Genomic DNA, 19,770 nt, shown 5'->3' on the forward strand with positions numbered 1-19,770 from the left:
CTAGTTATTTGATTGATTTAATTACTTTTTCTGAAATATTGAACTCAGGCTTTCCGTATTGCATAGCGCTGATATCAATGATCATGTCGTAACCTTCTTTCTCAGCCACTTTCTTCACAGCATCTTGGATCACTTGGAATAGCTTTTGTTTTTCTTCCGCTTCACGTTGAGCAGACGCTTTGTCCAGTGCTTGAGCTTTGATTTTGTAAGTGCTGTCCAACTGACCGATTTCGATACGCAGTTTTTCAACTTCATCTTGGCTCATCAGAGAAGAGTCACGCTTCAGTTTTTCAATCTTGGTTTTAGCTTGTGCTTGAATGCTTTGCAGCTCTGCCGCTTTATCTTCAAACTCAGCTTTCATTTTTTGCAGCACAACTTCACGCTGCGGCAATGCTTGGAATACTTGCGCAGTATTGATGTAACCGACTTTTTGCGCGGCTTCAGCTGCATTTGCGAACATTGATGAGCTAAGAACAAGAAGACTAACACCAGCAGCTTTCATCATATTTTTCAAAATACTTTCCTCTATTAGAACGTTTTACCGATGGTGAATGTGAAGAACTCTTCATCATCCCCTTCGTAAATTTTTATCGGCTTAGCCAACGAGAAGACCAGAGGGCCCATCGGTGACATCCATTGTAGTGCAACACCATAAGATGAACGATAATTGGTTGGGTCTGAGTAATCATAATAGTACTCGTTACCATAATCTGCGCCGCCATCACGGTAGTCAAACTCAGTATCCCAGACACTTGCCATATCGAAGAAAATACTGGTGCGAATTTGGCTACGCGCTTCATCCGATGCAAATGGCGTTGGAACGATTAACTCGATACTACCTAATGCGATCGCGTTACCACCAACAGATTCATCAGAGGCAATATCCGAACCATTGTTGGAGCTCGAATAATCACGATATACCGCTTTCGGGCCAGCTGAGTTTGAACCAAAACCTCTTAGACTGGTGAAACCACCCGCATAGAAGTTTTCATAGAATGGATATAAGTTGTCGTTACCATCCGTCTGACCATAACCATTACCATAACCCAATCGACCGCGAAGCAACAACGCAAACTCATGTTTCTTGGTTAATGGGAAATATTGGCGAACATCATACTGCAGTTTAAAGAACTGTGCGTCAGAGCCAGGTACGGTCATTTTATAGTAAGCACGTTGATAGTTACCCGCGGTCGGAAAATAACCTTTATTCAGGTTGTTACGCGTCCAAGATAGGTTGATATCAAAGTCATTTGTCACCAAACTGCCATCGCTATCAACATTGCTTGCCTGTGCAATCAGGAAGCGCTCAACCTGCAAGTAAGGAGACAAATTGCCGAGCTTGTTGTGTGTATAGCCGACACCAAACTCAAAGCGGTTTAGTTCATCAAACGGGAAACCCCAAGTCAGGTTGGTACCGTAACTTTCATTGGTATAGTCAACAATACCCGCTTCCGACGCTTCAAACTGGTTGTAAAAAACTTTACCACCTAAGCTCACACCATCGAGGTTCCAGTATGGGTCGCGGTATTCTAATGTGACGTTCTTTTGGTAATCGTTGGTCATTGCGCTGATACCAACGCGGTTACCCGTACCAAGGAAGTTGTCTTGTTGCAGACCAACTTGGAAACTCACACCCGATTCAGTACCGTAACCAATACCGAAGTTTACGCTACCAGAGTTGGCTTCTTTAACGTTATAAACAAGGTCAACTTGGTCTTCGCTGCCCGGAACTCGAACTGTTTGTACATCTACAGTTTCGAAGAAACCTAAACGGCTCAAACGCGCTTTACCCGTATCTATCGCTTTCGAACTTAACCAACTGCCTTCCATTTGACGCATTTCACGACGAAGTACTTCGTCACGAGTCGCATTGTTACCAACAAAGCGAATGTCGCGTACATAAATACGCTTGCCAGCTTCTACGTTGACAACTAGGGAGACTTCTTTGGTTTCGTCATTAAACTCTGGAATCGTACGAACTTGAGGATATGCATACCCCGCCTCACCAAGAACGCGTTTTACGCCCTCTTCAAGCTGAGTAACGGCAGAGCCGTTATAGGTTTCGCCATCTTCAAACGGAATCAGGGCATTGAAGTCATCTTCTTTGCCGATAAGTTCACCACGGAATTTTACGCCCTTGACTGTATAAGGTTCACCTTCAGTCAGGTTCAACGTGATATAGACACCTTTCTTATCTGGAGAGATAGAAACGTTGGTCGATTCAACCTGAAACTTTAAGTAACCACGATCAAGATAGTAAGAACGAAGAGCTTCAATATCACCTGCTAAAACCTGTTTCTGATACTTATCATCAGAAAGGAAGTTCCACCATGCAACATCAACATTGAGGTTAAAACGAGACAAAAGCTCTTCGTCAGAAAAGACTTCGTTACCGATAAAGTTGATCTGCTGAATTTTTGCAGAAACGCCTTCGGTAAAAACAAACTTCAAATCAGCGCGATTACGCGGCAACGGTGTAACAACAGCCTGAACGGTCGCGTTGTACTTACCAACACTGTAATAAAAGTCTTCAAGACCTTTTTCAATGTTGCTTAACGTTGTGCGATCTAATGCTTCGCCCACTCGAATACCTGAAGCATCGAGGTTTTGCTGAAGCTGCTCTTCTTTGATTGCCTTGTTACCAGAGAAAGATACCGTTGCTATCGTCGGGCGTTCTTTCACCTCAACAACCAGCACGTCACCGTCTCTTAGAACTTTGACATCCTCAAAGTTACCAGATGCGTATAGCGCTTTGATAATCCCTGCAACATCTTGAGAGTCGACAGAATCACCGATACGAACTGGCATTTTCAACAAAGCTGCACCAAGTGCCACACGTTGCAATCCGTTGATCTGAATGTCCTGTACAACAAAATTTTCGGCACTGTTCGCCGACACGCTGGTTGCGAGCAGTGTCGCGAAAAGGATCTTTTTCATTGCCATATGTATTTGAATTATTCCTTACTACAGCTTTTGCCTAATGCTAATCAATCACAGGCGAGTAAAATCGTTAAATAATGCCACGGCCATTAAGGAGAAAATGATTGCCCCACCAATTCGATAGCCCATTTCTTGTACTTTTTCTGGTACCGGGCGACGGGTAATTCCCTCAATAGCAAAAAATAATAGGTGTCCGCCATCTAACATCGGTAGTGGCACCAAATTTATAATTCCTAAATTCACACTAATCAGTGCTAAGAAGCCCAAGAAGTAAACCAAACCGTAATCGGCTGTCGTTCCCGCGCCTTTGGCAATCGAAATTGGACCGCTTAAATTATTCAGACCAACATCACCAACAATAAGTTTCTTCAACATATTGACGGTTAAACCAATAACTTGCCCTGTTTTTTCGACCGCTTTACCAACCGATTCAAATACACCATATTGGAGATCAAAGCGATAATTTTCAGGCCATTCTGCGACTTCAGGTGCGATACCAGCAAAGCCAATCACTTTCCCTTGAGCAACATTCTTTGCCTGAGGAGTTAAAACCAGAGATAACTCTTCACCTTGTCGTTCAACTTTCAATTGAAGTGGCTTGTCAGGGCTGTTTTGGATAGCCGTCACGACCTGTTGCCAGTCATTGATAGCAATAGCATCAATGTGCGTCAGAACATCACCAACCTCAAGACCAGCAAGCTGACCTGCCCCCCTTCGGATACACTCTGTAAAGACATATAAATTTCAGGTGTATAAGGTTTAAAGCCTAAGGCCTCCATAGCAGACTCTGATTCTGGATCAAAGTTCCATTCTGAGAGGTCTAAAGTTTTAATTTCGTCGAATCCAACACCTTCTTGAGATGTTACAGACATTACCAATTGCTTATCACCGATATGGTCGATCAAGCCCATGTTGACCGATTCCCAATTCAGTGTTTCGACACCCGCAACGGATTTAATTTGCATACCAGACTCAAGACCAGCTTGAGCTGAAATGGAATGAGGAACAACTTCGCCAATAACAGGCTTAACTGATGGGACCCCGACGAGGAAAACCAGCCAGTAGGCAAAAATCGCAAAGAAAAAGTTAAATGCTGGACCGGCAGCAACGATAGCTGAACGTTTCCAAAGTGGCTTTTTATCAAATGCATAGCACTGCTGATCAGCAGGCACATCGTCCACACGCCCATCAAGCATTTTAACGAAGCCACCCAGTGGTATCATTGAGATGCTGTATTCCGTACCATCTTTGCCAATTTTGCTCCAGATGGATTTACCGAAACCAATAGAAAATTTTTCGACTTTGACGCCACACTTTCTGGCAACCCAGAAGTGTCCAAATTCATGCACCGCGACTAATATGCCAAGGGCAACGATAAAGGAGACAAAGTTCCACAAAATGCCACTCATAATATACGCTCTTTAAGTGCTTGGTTAGCTAGCTTGCGAGCCATTGTATCTAGCTCTAGTAGGCTTTCCAAGTCGTAGGAATGTAACTGGTTATTAGAGCCACATGCTTGTTCCAACACACGTTCATTAATTACTGCAATATCGGTAAAGCGAATTTGTCCTTTCAGGAACGCCTCCACTGCTATCTCATTTGCCGCATTTAATGATGTTGTTGCATGTTGTCCTTCATAACAAGCATCAATAGCCAATTTCAAACAAGGGTATCGTTGATAATCCACGTCCATGAATGTCAGCTCACTTAAACGAGTGAAGTCTAGAGGTTTTACACTCGCACTAACTCGATGTGGATAAGCCATAGTGTACGCGATTGGCGTTGCCATGTCTGGTTCACCCATCTGTGCTATCACGGAACCATCTTTAAACTGCACCATGGAATGAATTACCGACTGAGGGTGAATCAACACTTTAAGCTGCTCTCTTGAAGCGTTAAACAACCATTTAGCTTCAATATACTCCAACCCTTTGTTCATCATGGTTGCCGAATCAACGGAAATCTTAGGCCCCATAGACCAATTAGGATGAGCAATCGCCTGCTCAGGAGTAACGCTTGCTAACGTGCTGATATCACTATAGCGAAATGGACCACCCGAACCTGTCAGCAAAATATGAGACACACCATTAGAAGTGAGATCACAGCGACCTAGCTGAGATTGCACCTCTCTAGGTAGACACTGAAAGATAGCATTATGTTCACTATCGACAGGTAAAAGTTCAGCACCATATTGTTCAACAGCATCAATAAACAACTGCCCGGACATTACAAGTGCTTCTTTATTAGCAAGCAACACTCGTTTACCCGCTTTAACCGCCGCCATAGTTGGCACTAAGCCCGCTGCACCAACGATAGCGGCCATGACAGTATCAACGTCATCCATAGAGGCAACATGACACATAGCATCAATGCCATATAACACTTCAGTGCGAAGATTAAGCCCAGACAACTGTAAGGAAAGTTCTTGAGCAGCTTTAGCCGTCGCCATCACAGCATATTGTGGCTTCCAAATCAGGCATAGCTCACGCATTTTTTCTACGTTAACACCTGCCGCCAAAGCAACAATTTGGAATTGTTCTGGATTTTCTTTAACTACTTTAAGTGTGCTAGCACCAATAGAGCCTGTTGCACCAAGAATCGTTAACTTACGCATAGCAAAACCGTTGTTAATAATAGGAATAGGCAAGACGCGCTTGCCTATCTGTTAAAGCATGAAGTAAAGAAAAGCGAAAACAGGGAAAGCGGCTGTCAGGCTGTCTATACGATCAAGTATACCGCCATGCCCTGGAATAATATTGCTACTGTCCTTGATACCGGAAACTCGTTTGAACATACTTTCAACTAGGTCACCAAGCACAGAAATAACCACCGTTACTAAGATGGTGAATAGCATGACAGGCACAGAAGAGAATTGAATGCTAAACAAGTCGGCAAATATCCACCCCACCAACATTGCCACAATAACACCACCTACTAAGCCTTCCATCGTTTTGTTTGGGCTAACAGCAGGCGCCATTTTGTGCTTACCGAAGCTTTTACCAGCGAAATACGCTCCGCTATCTGCAGACCATACGATAAAGCAAACAAATAGAACTAGACGAGCACCGTGATACGAATCAACAGCAATATTTTCTGCTCGAAGGAAAATTACACTCCAGAAAAACGGAATCAGTGTAAGAAGGCCAAACAGGTGGCGCAGAATATTGGAGTTTTCCCACCATGGGCGAGATTTAGGATAACTAATAGCTAGAAAGCTAGAGAATACCCACCATAAACTACCCACGATGAGTAACAAAAAATGAGAATCACTGAGAGAATGGAACCAAGCATCGTCTGGGACTAACCAAAAGTAACTTCCTACCCCAGCAATAACTGCGGGGACTAATGCAAGGTAACGAGAGGAAGCATTTACAAACTGTGTCCATTCCCATGAACCAATAAAGGTCACCGTTGCCAATGCAACCATGAACCAAGGAAGGGAGAGATAAAAAATGGCTAAAATCACCAAAGGTGCAAGTATGAGCGCTGTAATTATTCTTTGCTTCAAACTTTAAAATCCTATTTTATTTTTCCATCAATGCCTTGATTTGTTCACCGGTGCAGCCAAAACGACGCTCACGATTAACAAACCAAGTCACTGCTTCAACCAAACTTTCCTCACCAAATTCTGGCCAGTAAGTTGGCGTGAAATACAGCTCAGCATAAGCCAGCTGCCACAGCATAAAGTTACTGATGCGACATTCACCGCCAGTACGAATCATTAAATCAACTTCAGGAATATCTGACATGGTCAAATGTGCACGGATGGTTTCCTCAGTAATATCAGAAGCAACCAACTCACCTTGCGCAACCTTTTCCGCAATGCTTCGGGTTGCTTGAGTAATATCCCATTGACCACCATAATTTGCCGCGATATTGATCAACATGCCTGTATTATCTTTCGTCAGCTCTTCTGCCTGAGCAATTTTATTTTGCAAGCGCTCACTAAAACGACTCTTATCACCGATAACACGCAGACGTAATTGATTTTTATGCAGTTTCTTAACTTCAGTCGTCAGAACCGTCATAAACAACTCCATTAGCACACCCACTTCTTCTTCAGGGCGACGCCAATTCTCACTGCTAAATGCGAATAAGGTGACAGCTTGGATTCCTAAACGTGCGGCAGTAGAGATTGTTTTACGAACGGATGCCACACCATTCTTGTGTCCGAAAACACGAGGTTTACCCTGCTCTTTTGCCCAACGGCCATTGCCATCCATAATGATTGCAATATGTTGTGGTAAAGCTTCTGGAGAGAGTTGCGAATTTTGCATAAGGAAGTTTTGACGATAAAAAGATGGTGAAGAGTAGCATAGTTAAACGCTGTGCTGCGAGCACAGCGTTTATATCATTGAAAGTTATGAGAGATTAAACTTCCATGAGTTCTTTTTCTTTTACTGCAAGAACTTCATCGATTTTCTTCACAGCTAGGTCTGTCAGTTTTTGGATTTCGTCTTGTGCTTTACGATCTTCATCTTCAGAAATTTCTTTATCTTTTAGAAGACCTTTAAGATCGCTGTTTGCATCACGACGGATGTTACGTACAGCAACACGAGCACCTTCAGCTTCGCCACGTACAATCTTAACTAGGTCACGACGACGCTCTTCCGTTAGCGGAGGAAGTGGAACGCGGATAACAGTGCCCGCAGACATCGGGTTTAGGCCCAAGTCTGATGCCATAATTGCTTTTTCAACTTTTGGCGTTAATTCTTTGTCGAAAACAGTAATAGCAAGCGTACGAGCATCTTCTGCTACAACGTTTGCAACTTGACTTAGAGGCGTTGGTGCACCGTAGTACTCCACAGAGATACCAGAAAGTAGGCTTGGGTGCGCACGACCAGTACGTACTTTAGAAAGGGTGTTTTTTAATGCTTCAACACTTTTGTCCATACGCTCTTGAGCGTCTTTTTTAATCTCATTAATCACAATTTCACCTTAATTCTTGTTTCATCTAGAGAGTGATTATACTTAGGCGCTGATTAGCGTACCTTCCGCTTCACCCATAACCACACGGCGTAGAGCGCCAGGTTTGTTCATATTGAATACGCGGATCGGCATGCCGTGATCACGAGCCAATGTAAATGCCGCTAAATCCATTACTTTCAATTCTTTCTCAAGAACGTCGTTGTAAGAAAGTTTATCATACAACTGAGCATCTGGGTTAGCTACAGGGTCAGCCGAGAACACTCCATCAACTTTCGTTGCTTTTAGAACGATATCCGCTTCAATTTCAATACCGCGCAGACACGCAGCTGAATCCGTTGTGAAGAATGGGTTACCAGTACCTGCCGAGAAAATCACAACACGACCGCCACGTAGCTGGCTGATAGCATCTGCCCAGTTGTAATCGTCACACACACCATTCAATGGAATTGCAGACATTACACGAGCATTCACATACGCACGGTGAAGTGCATCACGCATTGCCAAACCATTCATCACTGTCGCTAGCATCCCCATGTGGTCACCCACAACACGGTTCATGCCCGCTTTCGCCAGACCAGCGCCACGGAATAAGTTACCGCCACCGATAACAACGCCCACTTGGACACCAAGCTCCACCAGTTCTTTCACTTCTTGAGCCATACGATCTAGAACGGCTGGATCAATACCAAAACCTTCTTCACCTTGAAGCGCTTCACCGCTAAGTTTTAACAGAATACGTTGATATACTGGTTTAGGGTTCGTTGTCATGGACTTTACCTTCCAAAGAGAGTTGTTGATTAACAGTCATGAATAGGCTTACTCAAGTAAGCACATTCATCACGGTTAAGCTGCTGGCTGAACTATATAACTTCGTGAGTTATACAAATGAGCGTGCTAAACATTCACCAGCTTATTCGTGAAAAGACCGCAGCCTTGGCTACGGTCTTTTTATAAGCAATTCGCTAAGGATTAACCTTTTTGAGCCAATGCTACTTCTTCAGCAAAGCTTAGGCCTTCAGCTTTCTCGATACCTTCACCAACTTCTAGGCGAACGAAAGTAGAAACAGCAGCGCCACGCTCTTTAAGGATTTCACCAACAGATTTCTTAGGTTCCATTACGAATGGTTGACCAGTTAGAGAAACTTCGCCAGTGAATTTCTTCATGCGGCCTTCAACCATTTTCTCTGCGATTTCTTTTGGCTTGCCTTCGTTCATAGCGATTTCAACTTGAACTTCACGCTCTTTAGCAACTACGTCTGCTGGTACGTCTTCAGGGTTAACGTACTCTGGACGAGAAGCAGCTACGTGCATTGCAACGTGTTTTAGAGTTTCAGCGTCGCCTTCACCAGCAACAACAACACCGATCTTCTCACCGTGACGGTAAGTAGCTAGTGCAGCACCCTCAACATATTGTACGCGACGGATGTTTACGTTTTCGCCGATTTTAGCTACTAGAGCAACGCGAGTTTCTTCGAATTTAGCTTGTAGTTCTTCAACAGAAGCTTTAGACGCTAGTGCATCTTCAGCAACTTGGTTTACGAACGCAGTAAAGTTAGCATCTTTTGCAACGAAGTCTGTTTGACAGTTAACTTCAAGAAGAACAGCTACACCGTTTGCTTCTTTGATTGCGATAGTACCTTCAGCAGCTACGTTACCTGCTTTTTTAGCAGCTTTAGCAGCGCCAGACTTACGCATGTTTTCAATCGCTAGCTCGATGTCACCGTTTGTTTCAACAAGCGCTTTTTTACATTCCATCATACCTGCGCCAGTACGTTCGCGCAGTTCTTTTACTAGAGCAGCAGTAACAGCCATTCTCTATTCCTCAGTTAAATTCTGGATAAGGTAAAAATTGAGGGCCTACATTATCGGCCCCCAATACTAACTATAACCTAGCATATGTTTCAGTTTTTGACTCATACGCTAAGTGAGACTCGGAGCCGCTATTATTCAGCTTCTACGAAACCGTCTTTTTCAGCAACTACAGCTACGTCTTTGTTACGGCCTTCATTTACTGATTCAGCCGCTGCGTTTAGGTATAGTTGAACTGCACGGATTGCGTCGTCGTTACCAGGGATAACGTAGTCAACGCCGTCTGGGTTAGAGTTAGTATCAACAACCGCGAATACTGGAATACCTAGGTTGTTTGCTTCTTTAACTGCGATGTGCTCGTGATCAGCGTCGATTACGAATAGAGCGTCTGGTAGACCGCCCATGTCTTTGATACCACCAAGAGATTTCTCTAGCTTCTCCATTTCACGAGTACGCATTAGAGCTTCTTTCTTAGTTAGCTTGTCGAAAGTACCGTCTGTAGACTGTGCTTCAAGATCTTTTAGACGCTTGATTGATTGACGAACAGTTTTCCAGTTAGTTAGCATACCACCTAACCAACGGTTGTTTACGTAGTATTGGTTGCTTGCAAGAGCAGCTTCTTTAACAGCTTCAGATGCAGCGCGCTTAGTACCTACGAAAAGAACTTTACCTTTTTTCTCGCCAACTTTAACTAGCTCAGCTAGAGCTTCGTTGAACATTGGTACAGTTTTTTCAAGGTTGATGATGTGAACGCGGTTACGAGCACCGAAAATGAATGGCTTCATTTTTGGGTTCCAGTAACGAGTTTGGTGACCGAAGTGAACACCAGCTTTCAGCATGTCGCGCATTGATACAGTTGCCATTATAAAATCCTCTATGGGGTTAGGCCTCCACATCCCCCATGCATCCGACTCCTAAGCTAATACTTGGAGCACCCCGGAACACGTGTCGGAATGTGTGTGATTTAAGATAAAAGTTAATGGAACAAAATCTGATTCGCCTATATAGAAGAAAACAGACCCTGATTCCGGCGCGCTTTATACCATATTTTTCACCTTTATGGCTAGAAAAAAATGCCTCTCGCTTGTCAGCGACTAACGCTCACTCTGGTGAAAATCCATCAATAAATGCTCAACGCTTAGAAGTCATTATAGGCGATCATAACAATTCTTATTTGAGTGTTTTCTTGCGCTTCCACTTTCCACTGATACAATAACGCGATTAGCACACACCAAGTGCAAACACGAATATATAGAGTAAAGCCGATGTCTGTAAAAATTAAGAATGCTGAAGAAATAGAAAAAATGCGCGTTGCTGGTCGCTTAGCCGCAGAAGTTCTAGAAATGATTGAACCTTATGTAAAAGCAGGTGTGACCACTGAAGAGCTGGATCAAATCTGCCATAAACACATCACCGAAGTTCAAGGCGCAATCCCAGCACCTCTCAATTACCACGGCTACCCTAAGTCAATCTGTACATCGATCAACCACATTGTGTGTCATGGTATTCCTGCAACTCAAGATACCACTTTCGGTCAATTGGTTCGCCCTGCGGTACTAAAAGACGGTGACATCATCAATATCGATATCACTGTTATCAAAGATGGTTACCACGGCGACACGTCGAAAATGTTTTTAGTGGGTGATGTATCTCCTGCGGACAAGCGCCTATGTATGGTTGCACAAGAAAGCTTGTACTTATCACTGAAGAAAGTGAAGCCGGGTATTCAACTTGGTGAAATCGGTACAACTATCGAGAAGTACATCAAAACGAACAATAAGAACAACCCTAGCACTAAGTTTTCTATTGTTCGAGACTATTGTGGTCACGGCATTGGTGCTGAGTTCCACGAAGAGCCGCAAGTGGTTCACTACAAGAACAGTGATCGCACCATCCTTCGTGAAGGCATGACATTTACCATCGAACCAATGATTAACGCTGGTAAGTTCGGTTGTCGTTTAGATGATGAAGATGATTGGACTGTTTACACTGCAGACGGCAAGAAATCTGCTCAATGGGAGCACACGATTTTAGTCACTGCTGACGGTTGTGAAATTCTGACCTTACGTGAAGAAGAATCACTCCCTCGCTTCCTCGTTAATGCTTAAGCGAAATTAAAATTGAATACCGATAAAAATATCCCTGCTCTCAGGGATATTTTTTTATCTGTTCGTATCTGTTAGATTCATTTCAACACGTACTTATTTGTTATCTCAATAAGAGATACCAGCATGGATGCTTTGACTATGCCTTTTCAGTCTCCTTTAACTTTTTCTGATGAACAACTGACCATCGGTGAGCTAAAACAACAGCTTGAACATTTTGCCCAGTATCAGAAGCAAGAATTTTTGAATCACCACCCTGTGGCTGATCTTGTTTTAGGACGTTCAGAGTATATGGATTTACTCCTGCATCGTTTATGGCAACATTTCGGGTTTATTGACAACCCTGAGCTTAGCTTAGTCGCGGTAGGCGGCTACGGACGGGGGGAACTTCATCCACTTTCTGACATCGATATTTTGATCATCTCGAACAAAAAAATCGCTGAAGAGACAGAACGTAAAGTCAGCGAATTTATTACTCTACTTTGGGATTTACGCTTAGAAGTGGGACACGCGGTTCGCACTGTTGATGAATGCTCAGAGATAGGCAGATCTGACTTGACGGTCGCAACCAACTTACAAGAAGCACGACTATTAGCAGGCAGTGAAGATACCTTCCACCGCTTGAAAATGCTGATTCATTCAGAATCTTTCTGGCCAAGCGAAACCTTCTACAAAGCGAAGATTCAAGAACAGCGTGAACGTCATGCACGTTATCACGATACCACCTACAACCTTGAACCAGATATAAAGTCTACTCCCGGTGGCCTGCGTGACATTCATACTCTAAGCTGGGTTGCCCGCCGCCACTTTGGCGCAACCTCGCTTTATGAGATGAGCCGCTACGGATTTTTAACCGATGCGGAATATAGAGAGCTGGTTGAGTGCCAAGACTTTTTGTGGCGAGTGCGCTTTGCCCTTCACATGGAACTCAAACGCTACGACAACCGCCTGACATTTGGCTTGCAGGCACAAGTTGCAGAACATTTGGGCTTTACTGGTGAAGGCAACCGAGCGGTTGAGATGATGATGAAAGAGTTCTACCGCACGGTTCGCCGAGTTGCAGAACTCAACAAAATGCTGCTAAAGCTGTTTGATCAAGCCATTTTGAACAATGGTGAAGAGTGTGAACCCGTCATCCTCGATGAAGATTTCCAACGTCGCGGTAGCTTGATCGAAGCCAGAAAGCCTGCTCTGTTTCAAGCAAGGCCAGAAACAATTTTGGACATGTTTCTCCATATCGCTAACGACTCAACCATTGATGGTGTGGCTCCGGCAACCATGCGCCAGTTACGCACTGCTCGCCGCCGATTGAACAAGTTCTTGCATACCATCCCTGAAGCACGCGAAAAGTTCATGGAACTTGTGCGTCATCCGAATGCGTTGCACAGAGCATTCAGCTTAATGCACAAACTGGGCGTTCTAGCCGCTTATCTGCCGCAATGGAGCCAAATAGTTGGTCAGATGCAATTCGACCTGTTCCATGCTTATACCGTTGATGAGCATAGTATTCGACTTCTCAAACACATCAATACCTTTGGCGATCCAGCAAATCATGACAGACACCCAATCTGTTGCGAAATCTATCCTAAATTGCAGAAAAAAGAGCTATTAATTCTTGCGGCTATTTTCCATGATATTGGTAAAGGACGAGGTGGGGATCACTCAGAGATCGGCGCGGGAGAAGCCTATGATTTCTGTATCGAACATGGGTTGTCAAAGCCAGAGGCCAAACTTGTATCTTGGTTAGTGCTCAATCACCTTTTAATGTCTGTGACTGCACAACGCCGAGATATTTACGATCCTGAAGTCATCATCGAATTTGCGAAAAAAGTCCGTGACGAAGAATACTTGGAATATTTAGTTTGCCTGACGGTTGCAGATATCTGTGCAACCAACCCAGAACTGTGGAATAGCTGGAAAAGAACCCTGCTTGCAGAGCTTTTCTATTCAACTCAACGCGCACTACGTCGTGGATTAGAAAACCCTGTAGATGTACGTGACCGTATTCGTCACAACCAACAGCTTGCTTCCGCTTTGTTACGTAAAGAAGGCTTTAGCAGCAGAGAAATTGAGTTACTCTGGCAAAGATTCAAGGCGGACTATTTCCTGCGTCATACTCACAAACAAATCGCATGGCACTGTACTCATTTACTTCGCCACAAAGATCCAACGCAACCATTAGTGATATTGAGTAAACGTGCGCCTCGCGGCGGTACAGAGATCTTTGTCTACACCAAAGACCAACCTTCCCTCTTTGCCAAAGTGGTTGGTGAGTTGGACAGACGCAACCTTAACGTCCATGACGCACAGATCATGACAAGCAAAGATGGCTATGTGCTCGATACCTTCATGGTACTAGATCAGAATGGTTCCGTGATTGAAGAAGCTCGTCATCAGGCTCTCAGTAAGCACATCGTTAACGTGCTAAAAAGCGAAAGCGCTCTCGAACTGAAAACACGTCGACTTCCTCGTCAGCTGAAGCATTTTACAGTAAAAACCACTATCGACTTTTTGCCGACCCGAAGTAAAAAGCGCACGCTTATGGAATTCGTCGCTCTTGACACTCCTGGGTTGCTAGCGACTGTTGGTGCTACCTTTTCCGAACTGAATTTGGATCTGCACGCTGCGAAAATCACTACAATGGGCGAACGCGCAGAAGACTTATTCATCTTAACCAGTCCACAAGGCAACAAATTAAGTGAAGAAGAAGAAGCTCTGTTACGAGAAAGATTAATCGAGAACGTCTCAGAGCTAGCACCAGATTGAAACTGTGATAAATAGCGATCTTGTCCACAACTTGATCTATTTAAGCAAAATCAGCTATCTAACACACTTCGAGGCTGCTACATTTACCTCAGGGTCTGTCTAAATTTCAAACTACTCAGACCCTATAAAATTGATGTAAAACACAAACCTAGAGGTCGCTTATGTTTCCACACCTCAATGGCTTAGGAATTCATGATCCTAGCCAGATAGAACGCTACTCTTTACGCCAAGAGGCGCAAAAAGATGTGTTAAAAATCTACTTTAAGAAGCAAAAAGGCGAATTATTCGCCAAAAGTGTAAAATTCAAATACCCAAGGCAGAAAAAAAGCGTTTTGGTTGACAGTGGAAGTCATCAATATAAAGAGGTCACAGAAATCAACCGCAACTTAACGTTGATTATTGATGAGCTCAATAAAATAACCCGACATGAGACACCAGAAGAAATCGATGTTAAACAGAAGATATTGAAAGATCTTCGCCACTTGGAAAAAGTGGTCGCAAGCAAGATAGCGGAAATCGAAGCAGACCTCGAAAAACTGTAAACTCAACGGTTATAAACAGAAAAGGTTCCCAATGGGAACCTTGATTTTTTCTATGATTACTGCAAAAGCTGGAATCTAATAGTCATGCGCTGTTCGTAGATTTTTGCCTTCGCAAGAATGCCGAGAGACTAGGCCATCCACCCCGCCCAATAGCCAATCAGTCCAAGACTAACAGCGGACATTACACCCGCCACTAAATCATCAATCATGATGCCTAGCCCGCCATGAACACGTTTGTCTAGCCAGCCTATTGGCCAAGGTTTTACCATGTCGAAAAAGCGGAACAAGACAAAGCCAGTTACAAGCCATTTCCAATCGAAAACTGGCAGATTAAACATAGGCACCACCAGCATAGTGATCCAAAAACCTGCGAATTCATCCCAGACAATCGAGCCATGATCATGCACTTTCATGTCATCGGAAGTAATTTGGCAAATTTTAATCCCTACGATGCTGGCAACCACCACCACAGCCACGTACAACCATAAAGGCAACTGCACAAGTAACAAGTAGAACGGAACTGAAGCCAGTGTACCCATCGTGCCAGGAATAATTGGAGACAAACCGCTTCCAAAACCGGTAGCTAGCAAATGCCAAGGATTACTTAATGAGATGAGTGATTTAGGATTCGTCATACTTCTACCTTATACATCAGCCTTGAAATGATCGTATCCTTCCAGTGACCAATTCAGCTTTTTACCTTTGTTGTGCAGTTCAAATGTGCCATGAGGTCGAATTTGACCGATACAGGTCACCTTGGTGCCCGTATGCGCAAGCACACTTTCAAGCGAACCTTTATTCTGTTCTGGCACAGTAAAACATAACTCGTACTCTTCGCCACTGGTTAAAGCACATTTTTGAGCGTCAGAAATATCACCAAGGAATTGAATGAGTTCTTTGGAGATAGGCAACAGGCTGGTATCAATAGAAGCGCCGACTTGTGAGCGATTCAAAATATGCTTTAAGTCTGCAATAAGACCATCAGAAATATCAATCGCGGACGAAGCGATGTTCAATAGAGCTTGCCCCGCCAAGACTCTCGGGTGAGAGATATAATGACGTTTTTCCAGCTCCAAAGCGAAAGGTTCGTGTCTTTTCTCAGCATCAAGCACAACACTTAGCCCTGCCTGACTGTCACCCAGTTCACCTGTGACATAAATCCAGTCACCAACTTTAGCGCCCGAACGAGTTAAAGCTCGGTTATCCGGTACAAATCCTTGCACTGTCAAACTAATGCTGAGAGGGCCTTTAGTTGTATCTCCACCTATAAGCTGGATATTGTAGTAATTCGCGAGTTCGAAAAACGCGTCACAAAATGGCTTCAGCCAAGCTTCATCAATAGAAGGTAAAGTTAACGCCATTGAGACCCAAGCAGGCGTAGCCCCCATTGCGGCTAAATCACTGATGTTTGAGGCTAATGCCTTATGAGCCACCCAAGCAGGATTAGCATCTGCTAAGAAGTGAGTGCCCGCTACTAAGGTATCCGTACTGATAGCAATACGTACACCTTCCGGCGCTTTCACAATTGCACAGTCGTCCCCAAGCGCGAGATGGACATCTTTACGCTGAGTTTGACGAGCAGAAAAATATTTATCGATTAGGTTAAATTCACCAAACATTCGGTCATTCCAATCCTGTCGAATAGACATTTGATATTCACGATATAAAAAAGGTCAGCAATTGCTGACCTTTATATGCTAAATCGAATTACGATTTTTTACGTACGTGCGGCGCTGCTTTATCAAGCACACCGTTAACAAACTTATGGCTATCTTCTGCTGCGAATACTTTCGCTAGCTCAATCGCTTCGTTGATAACGACTTTGTAAGGTACATCATCACGACGAGTCATCTCGTACATTGCAAGACGGAGCAATGCTAGCTCCATCATATCTAGGTCTTGCATTGGGCGAGACACAAAAGGTCTTAGCTTGCTATCTAGTTCCATGTGGTTAAGCACGACACCCGCTAAAAGGTCGCGGAAATAAACAACGTCAGTTTCTGGCGCAGCTAGTGCTGGTTCAGATGCGTGATGCTCTTCTTCATCATACTTACCATTTGATAAAAATTGCTCTTCAATTGTTGCAACATTATCTTTAGTAATTTGCCACGAATAAATAGCTTGTAGCGCAAATTGACGTGCATTACGACGTGCGGCTGGTTTCACACTGGCCCCCATTAGGAATCAATTTCAGAAAGAACGTTAATCATCTCAAGTGCGCTTAGTGCAGCTTCTGCACCTTTATTACCAGCCTTGGTTCCTGCGCGTTCAATAGCTTGATCGATTGTATCAACAGTTAGTACACCAAATGCCACTGGAATGCTGAATTCCATAGACACTTGTGCCAAACCTTTATTCATTTCACTACAAACATAGTCAAAGTGTGGTGTACCACCACGGATCACTGAGCCTAGAGAAACGATAGCGTCAAATTTACCTGTTTTTGCAACACGTTGCGCAGTAAGTGGCAGTTCAACTGCACCTGGGCAGCGAACCACAGTGATGTTATCGTCGCTCACCTGACCGTGACGCTTCAAAGTGTCGATGGCACCAGACAATAGACTTTCGTTAATAAAACTGTTGAAACGAGAAATCACAATCGCTACTTTTGCATTGGGTGCTGGGAAACCACCTTCTATCACTTTCATAAGCTTTCCTTTAACTCTGGTTCATCAAGTGAGAATCGCCGGATTCTAGCATAAGTTTGTGAGCTATATCTAATGGAAATTGGCTCGCGTAGTTATGAATAACCGACATTCAATCACTTGAATTAAAAATAAAGATGAAATTTAACCCGCAATAGAAATCTATTACGGGTTAATTTTAGCGCCTAGCTTTTTGGATTATTCGCAAACGTACTCAACAACGTTCAGACCAAAGCCACCTAGTGCGTGATACTTTTTGTTTGGTGAAGAGAGCAAACGCATATCACGAACCCCCAAGTCAGCTAGAATTTGCGAGCCCACTCCTACACGGCGTGACGTACCCTGCTTCTTAGCCATTGCTGGCGCATCACCACTGTCTTGCTGCTCAAACATTTTGATGCGGTGAACCAAAAGATCACTCGACTCTTCGTTGCCCAGAATGACCAGTACACCACCTTCTTCAGCTATACGTTTCATCGCACTTTGTAGAGTCCAACTGCGATCAGAGCTTCTGTTGCTATGAAGAATGTCTGTAAACATGTCTTGTAGATGAACACGAACTAATGGCGCTTTTTCCGTTAAATCGCCTTTTTTCATCGCAAAGTGAACTTGGTTATCGATGATGTCGCGGTAAGTAACCAATTCAAAATCACCGTATTCTGTTGGCAGTTTGCACTTAGCTACGCGTTCAATCGTCGTTTCTGTGTTATTGCGATGTTCAATCAGTGCAGCGATTGTGCCGAGTTTAATACCGTGCTTCTCTGCAAAAATTTCTAGGTCAGGGCGACGAGCCATGCTGCCGTCATCGTTAAGAATTTCCACAATCACAGACGCAGGTTCTAATCCAGCAAGACGCGCCAAGTCGCAACCCGCTTCAGTGTGACCTGCACGAACTAAAACACCACCATCTTGAGCTGTCAGCGGGAAAATATGCCCCGGCTGTACAAGATCAGACGCTTTAGCATCTTTTGCCACTGCCGCTTGAACAGTACGAGCGCGGTCTGCTGCAGAAATACCCGTAGTTACACCTTCTGCCGCTTCAATCGATACTGTGAAGGCAGTACTGTACTGAGCGTTGTTGTCTTGCACCATTGGTGGCAAGCCTAACTTTTCACAGCGCTCTTTGGTCATAGTCAGACAGATCAAACCACGGCCATGTGTCGCCATAAAGTTAATAATTTCTGGCGTAATGTGTTCCGCAGCAACGATTAAATCGCCTTCGTTTTCACGGTCTTCGTCATCCATCAGGATAACCATTTTACCAAGGCGGATATCTTCAATAATTTCTTGTGGCGTGCTGATTGGCATTATTCTTATCCTATTGTTAGCCGCTTAGGCGACTTCCGTTAAGTCAATCGGGTTAAAGTAGAACAGAGTTAAGCAAAACCGTTCTGTTGCAGAAATTCCATCGTCAATCGAGATTCAGGTTGTTTTGCCTGCTCTCTTCCTTGCAGTAAACGCTCTAGATAACGCGCTAATACGTCCACTTCCAAATTCACTTTTCGTCCGACTTGGAACGAATCGATCGTGGTTTCCTGAGTGGTGTGAGGAACGATGGTCAGTTTAAATGCGTTCTTACGTAAATCATTGACGGTCAGACTAATACCATCAACGGTAATTGAGCCTTTCTCTGCAACGTATTTATTCAGTTCTTCAGGTAATTCAACCCAGAATTCGATTGCTCGGCCTACGATGTTGCGCTCGACGATCTCGCCAACTCCATCAACGTGCCCCGATACAATATGTCCACCAAAGCGAGTAGTTGGCAGCATGGCTTTTTCCAAGTTCACCTTGTCGCCAGCTTTGTAATCGGCAAAGCCTGACTTTTTCAGTGTTTCCAGCGATAAGTCAGCGCTGTAACTCGTGTCATTAAAGTCCACGACAGTTAAACACACACCGTTAGTCGCAATACTGTCACCCAACTTAATATCAGACATATCCAGTTTGCCGACATTGACAGTGATGGTAACGTCTTCGCCTTTTGGTGTGATTGCGGTAAGTTGGCCGACCGCTTCGACAATTCCAGTAAACATA

Annotated in this window: 19 protein-coding genes and 1 pseudogene; 4 read left to right on the top strand and 16 right to left on the bottom strand. The window is 44.0% G+C overall.

The features are described from left to right. Positions 1-4 precede the first annotated feature (4 nt). The 10 genes and pseudogenes from P4S58_RS11315 to rpsB all read right to left on the bottom strand — a co-directional run bounded on the left by P4S58_RS11315 (position 5) and on the right by rpsB (position 10,541). A complete protein-coding gene (locus P4S58_RS11315) occupies positions 5-514 on the bottom strand; it encodes an OmpH family outer membrane protein (protein WP_337164015.1) in 510 nt (169 codons plus the stop codon). A 14-nt stretch (positions 515-528) separates the two neighbouring features. Beyond that, positions 529-2,943, bottom strand: coding sequence for an outer membrane protein assembly factor BamA (bamA, locus tag P4S58_RS11320; RefSeq protein WP_337164016.1), 2,415 nt, complete (start codon positions 2,941-2,943; stop codon positions 529-531). Positions 2,944-2,991: 48 nt separating this feature from the next. Next, positions 2,992-4,349, bottom strand: a pseudogene (gene rseP / locus P4S58_RS11325) (sigma E protease regulator RseP). Further along, positions 4,346-5,554: a 1-deoxy-D-xylulose-5-phosphate reductoisomerase gene (gene ispC, locus P4S58_RS11330; RefSeq protein WP_337164556.1), complete on the bottom strand. Its 1,209-nt coding sequence runs from the start codon at positions 5,552-5,554 to the stop codon at positions 4,346-4,348. The pseudogene rseP and the gene ispC overlap by 4 nt, the downstream one beginning before the upstream one ends. 51 nt (positions 5,555-5,605) lie before the next feature. Then, the gene (locus P4S58_RS11335; RefSeq protein ID WP_337164017.1) at positions 5,606-6,448 is read right to left on the bottom strand and encodes a phosphatidate cytidylyltransferase; all 843 of its coding nucleotides are present in this window, start codon (positions 6,446-6,448) and stop codon (positions 5,606-5,608) included. Positions 6,449-6,464: 16 nt separating this feature from the next. After that, positions 6,465-7,217 (bottom strand): polyprenyl diphosphate synthase, encoded by a 753-nt coding sequence (gene uppS, locus P4S58_RS11340; RefSeq protein WP_042480131.1) that lies wholly within the window; start codon positions 7,215-7,217, stop codon positions 6,465-6,467. A gap of 94 nt (positions 7,218-7,311) precedes the next feature. Beyond that, complete coding sequence (gene frr / locus P4S58_RS11345) at positions 7,312-7,869, bottom strand: ribosome recycling factor (protein ID WP_337164018.1); 558 nt, start codon at positions 7,867-7,869, stop codon at positions 7,312-7,314. A 42-nt stretch (positions 7,870-7,911) separates the two neighbouring features. Next, the gene (pyrH, locus tag P4S58_RS11350; protein ID WP_042480135.1) at positions 7,912-8,637 is read right to left on the bottom strand and encodes a UMP kinase; all 726 of its coding nucleotides are present in this window, start codon (positions 8,635-8,637) and stop codon (positions 7,912-7,914) included. 201 nt (positions 8,638-8,838) lie between these two features. Further along, positions 8,839-9,681: a translation elongation factor Ts gene (gene tsf, locus P4S58_RS11355; protein ID WP_042480138.1), complete on the bottom strand. Its 843-nt coding sequence runs from the start codon at positions 9,679-9,681 to the stop codon at positions 8,839-8,841. Positions 9,682-9,812: 131 nt separating this feature from the next. Further along, complete coding sequence (gene rpsB / locus P4S58_RS11360) at positions 9,813-10,541, bottom strand: 30S ribosomal protein S2 (RefSeq protein ID WP_042480140.1); 729 nt, start codon at positions 10,539-10,541, stop codon at positions 9,813-9,815. 116 nt (positions 10,542-10,657) lie between these two features. Between rpsB and P4S58_RS11365 the strand changes: the two genes are divergently transcribed. The 4 genes from P4S58_RS11365 (at position 10,658) to P4S58_RS11380 (ending at position 15,091) form a co-directional block, all read left to right on the top strand. Continuing rightward, a complete protein-coding gene (locus tag P4S58_RS11365; protein WP_156101997.1) occupies positions 10,658-10,894 on the top strand; it encodes a hypothetical protein in 237 nt (78 codons plus the stop codon). Between the two features lie 31 nt (positions 10,895-10,925). Continuing rightward, on the top strand, positions 10,926-11,786 hold the full coding sequence (gene map, locus P4S58_RS11370; RefSeq protein ID WP_255209348.1) for a type I methionyl aminopeptidase: 861 nt from the start codon (positions 10,926-10,928) through the stop codon (positions 11,784-11,786). A 138-nt stretch (positions 11,787-11,924) separates the two neighbouring features. Beyond that, positions 11,925-14,549, top strand: a complete 2,625-nt coding sequence (gene glnD / locus P4S58_RS11375; protein WP_042480754.1) for a bifunctional uridylyltransferase/uridylyl-removing protein GlnD — start codon at positions 11,925-11,927, stop codon at positions 14,547-14,549. Between the two features lie 161 nt (positions 14,550-14,710). Then, positions 14,711-15,091 carry a DUF3461 family protein gene (locus P4S58_RS11380; RefSeq protein WP_042480145.1) on the top strand — a complete coding sequence of 127 codons (381 nt, stop codon included), beginning with the start codon at positions 14,711-14,713 and terminating at the stop codon, positions 15,089-15,091. Between the two features lie 128 nt (positions 15,092-15,219). On the opposite strand, the gene pgpA is transcribed toward P4S58_RS11380, so the two are convergent. The 6 genes from pgpA to P4S58_RS11410 form a co-directional block, all read right to left on the bottom strand. After that, positions 15,220-15,726, bottom strand: a complete 507-nt coding sequence (pgpA, locus tag P4S58_RS11385; protein ID WP_337164023.1) for a phosphatidylglycerophosphatase A — start codon at positions 15,724-15,726, stop codon at positions 15,220-15,222. Between the two features lie 9 nt (positions 15,727-15,735). Next, entirely contained in the window at positions 15,736-16,710 is a 975-nt protein-coding gene (thiL, locus tag P4S58_RS11390; RefSeq protein WP_337164560.1) for a thiamine-phosphate kinase, read from the bottom strand. Between the two features lie 88 nt (positions 16,711-16,798). Further along, on the bottom strand, positions 16,799-17,269 hold the full coding sequence (gene nusB / locus P4S58_RS11395; protein ID WP_042480152.1) for a transcription antitermination factor NusB: 471 nt from the start codon (positions 17,267-17,269) through the stop codon (positions 16,799-16,801). Beyond that, entirely contained in the window at positions 17,269-17,739 is a 471-nt protein-coding gene (ribH, locus tag P4S58_RS11400) for a 6,7-dimethyl-8-ribityllumazine synthase (RefSeq protein WP_042480155.1), read from the bottom strand. The genes nusB and ribH overlap by 1 nt, the downstream gene beginning before the upstream one ends. Positions 17,740-17,934: 195 nt before the next feature. Continuing rightward, a complete protein-coding gene (gene ribBA / locus P4S58_RS11405; RefSeq protein ID WP_337164027.1) occupies positions 17,935-19,044 on the bottom strand; it encodes a bifunctional 3,4-dihydroxy-2-butanone-4-phosphate synthase/GTP cyclohydrolase II in 1,110 nt (369 codons plus the stop codon). A gap of 68 nt (positions 19,045-19,112) precedes the next feature. Next, positions 19,113-19,769 (bottom strand): riboflavin synthase, encoded by a 657-nt coding sequence (locus P4S58_RS11410; RefSeq protein WP_337164028.1) that lies wholly within the window; start codon positions 19,767-19,769, stop codon positions 19,113-19,115. Between the last annotated feature and the right edge of the window lies 1 nt (position 19,770).

The sequence above is a fragment of the Vibrio sp. Hal054 genome, assembly GCF_037162405.1.
GTDB classification, from domain to species: Bacteria; Pseudomonadota; Gammaproteobacteria; order Enterobacterales; family Vibrionaceae; genus Vibrio; species Vibrio diazotrophicus.

Coding starts and splice junctions, on each gene's coding strand:
- bamA (WP_337164016.1), bottom strand. CDS start 2,943: ATGGCAATGAAAAAGATCCTTTTCGCGACACTGCTCGCAACCAGCGTG.
- ispC (WP_337164556.1), bottom strand. CDS start 5,554: ATGCGTAAGTTAACGATTCTTGGTGCAACAGGCTCTATTGGTGCTAGC.
- uppS (WP_042480131.1), bottom strand. CDS start 7,217: ATGCAAAATTCGCAACTCTCTCCAGAAGCTTTACCACAACATATTGCA.
- pyrH (WP_042480135.1), bottom strand. CDS start 8,637: ATGACAACGAACCCTAAACCAGTATATCAACGTATTCTGTTAAAACTT.
- tsf (WP_042480138.1), bottom strand. CDS start 9,681: ATGGCTGTTACTGCTGCTCTAGTAAAAGAACTGCGCGAACGTACTGGC.
- rpsB (WP_042480140.1), bottom strand. CDS start 10,541: ATGGCAACTGTATCAATGCGCGACATGCTGAAAGCTGGTGTTCACTTC.
- P4S58_RS11365 (WP_156101997.1), top strand. CDS start 10,658: ATGGAACAAAATCTGATTCGCCTATATAGAAGAAAACAGACCCTGATT.
- glnD (WP_042480754.1), top strand. CDS start 11,925: ATGCCTTTTCAGTCTCCTTTAACTTTTTCTGATGAACAACTGACCATC.
- P4S58_RS11380 (WP_042480145.1), top strand. CDS start 14,711: ATGTTTCCACACCTCAATGGCTTAGGAATTCATGATCCTAGCCAGATA.
- pgpA (WP_337164023.1), bottom strand. CDS start 15,726: ATGACGAATCCTAAATCACTCATCTCATTAAGTAATCCTTGGCATTTG.
- thiL (WP_337164560.1), bottom strand. CDS start 16,710: ATGTTTGGTGAATTTAACCTAATCGATAAATATTTTTCTGCTCGTCAA.
- nusB (WP_042480152.1), bottom strand. CDS start 17,269: ATGGGGGCCAGTGTGAAACCAGCCGCACGTCGTAATGCACGTCAATTT.
- ribH (WP_042480155.1), bottom strand. CDS start 17,739: ATGAAAGTGATAGAAGGTGGTTTCCCAGCACCCAATGCAAAAGTAGCG.
- ribBA (WP_337164027.1), bottom strand. CDS start 19,044: ATGCCAATCAGCACGCCACAAGAAATTATTGAAGATATCCGCCTTGGT.
- P4S58_RS11410 (WP_337164028.1), bottom strand. CDS start 19,769: ATGTTTACTGGAATTGTCGAAGCGGTCGGCCAACTTACCGCAATCACA.